The following is a 1,533-nucleotide window of genomic DNA, read 5'->3' as shown; positions in this document are numbered from 1 at the left end:
AATAAAGCGACGTCGCTACGCCAAGCACGCCCATGGCAAGCCCGATGGCTCCGCCGGTCATGTCCTTGATCGATTCCTGGATGCGCTGGTCGATATTGTCGGGAGCGACGATGCCGCTGGCCGCCGAACCATGCTGGGCATGGAAATGGGTATGATTGCCGTCTAGCAGGGCTTGGTTGAACTGGTTGTCCAGCCAACCGCGCCATTTGCGGTGCAGGGTCGTTGAAACGAGGTTGCGCACGCCGGTGAAGCCGGCATCTTTCAGGATCACCAGCAGTACCAGTATGCCGGCGTTGGTCAGGATGGTCTGCAGCGGATGGGTGTTGGCGGCATCGTGGAGGAAAGCGATCGAATTGCCGAGTTCGCCCAACGCCACGGCAAACCAAACGCCGGCCTTGCTGGAGAGAGCGGTGAGGGCGGCGATGACGAAGGTGAGCGTCCAGGCTTCCTTCCACCGGTCGGAGAACCAGTACGCTCGCATCAGCCCCCAGAATGTACGCATCGACGATACCGGCGTCAGGTGCGAGGTCCTTGCCTCACTGGATGTTTGCTCCGGTACTGTACGTTGCGGTCTACCGACCCCAGTCACGATCCCGCCCAAACCTTTCTAGTTTTGTTACACATGGTAACACCAATTGATCATTTTCAATTAATTTTCTGGCGAGGAATGTGAGCAGGGTTACGCGTCGTGGCGCGAGGGCAACAGAAAGCCAATCCCGAGATAGGATTTGTCTCGGTGAATTCCGCTCTTATTCCAGCGTCTTAAGGGCAATTCAGCTACCAGGCGAAAAGCTTACCTTAGGGAAGCAAAAAACACGGGTTTGTGAACGAAAAGGGGTGCCGATCAGCCGAAATGGCTACTGGGCGGTGACCGGAATGCCCGAAAATTTGCCGTCGGTGACCTCTTCGGGCTTGCCCGATTCGTCTTTTCCCGAGGCGCTGAAATGACCGGAAATGGTCTTTGCGGCTGCGTCGTATTTGTCGATGACGATCTTGCCGCTGCTGAAACGGATATGGCCTACCATGGCGCCGGAATTGAGAACGTTGAAATTGGCGCTGTTGGCGGGCGAGCCCGTCTTGAGCGGATAGGCGCCGGCAAGGTCGTTCGGATCCTTGAGCTCGAGCATCGAATTGAAGGTCATGGTCGGCGACCCCTGTTCTGTTCCCGACAAGTTCAGCATCGGCTTGCCGCCCATCTGCATCGTCTGGGCCAAGGTGAAGGACGCCGTCCAGGGCTTGCCTTCGAAAGTCGCCGACATGACGGCTTCCTCGGCGGACACGCGCTGCAATGTCAGCGGGAGCACAAGGGCGAGAGGCAAGCACAACAGCGACAATGCGCGACGCCTAACCGCCATTCGGTGCCCCTCAAATCAGCTAAACCCTTGCCGATCCTAGCTCAGCGCCGTGATCGAGGCGATTCACCAGATCGTGTTTTGGCGGCTGGACATGATTTGACAACGCCCGCCTGCCGGGTCGAATCTGCCCGGCGATGGTTTATGTCGAGGGGGATGACATGCCTGCACGGACAACCGC

The 1,533-nt window shown here is 58.1% G+C and carries 1 protein-coding gene and 1 pseudogene; both read right to left on the bottom strand.

What is annotated here, in order from left to right; all coding sequences use genetic code 11:
• Positions 1–502 (bottom strand): annotated as a pseudogene (locus EOA24_RS37565) (ABC transporter ATP-binding protein/permease); the annotation flags it as partial.
• A 355-nt stretch (positions 503–857) separates the two neighbouring features.
• Entirely contained in the window at positions 858–1,355 is a 498-nt protein-coding gene (locus EOA24_RS37560; RefSeq protein WP_127410796.1) for a DUF6252 family protein, read from the bottom strand.
• Between the last annotated feature and the right edge of the window lie 178 nt (positions 1,356–1,533).

This window comes from Mesorhizobium sp. M2A.F.Ca.ET.039.01.1.1, from assembly GCF_003998035.1.
Lineage (GTDB): Bacteria > Pseudomonadota > Alphaproteobacteria > Rhizobiales > Rhizobiaceae > Mesorhizobium.
The sequence above is the reverse complement of the archived record's forward strand: the minus strand, read 5'-3'. Positions and strand labels throughout refer to the sequence as shown.

Excerpts from the sequence above, each read along its gene's own strand:
- EOA24_RS37560 (WP_127410796.1), bottom strand. The coding sequence starts at position 1,355 with ATGGCGGTTAGGCGTCGCGCATTGTCGCTGTTGTGCTTGCCTCTCGCC.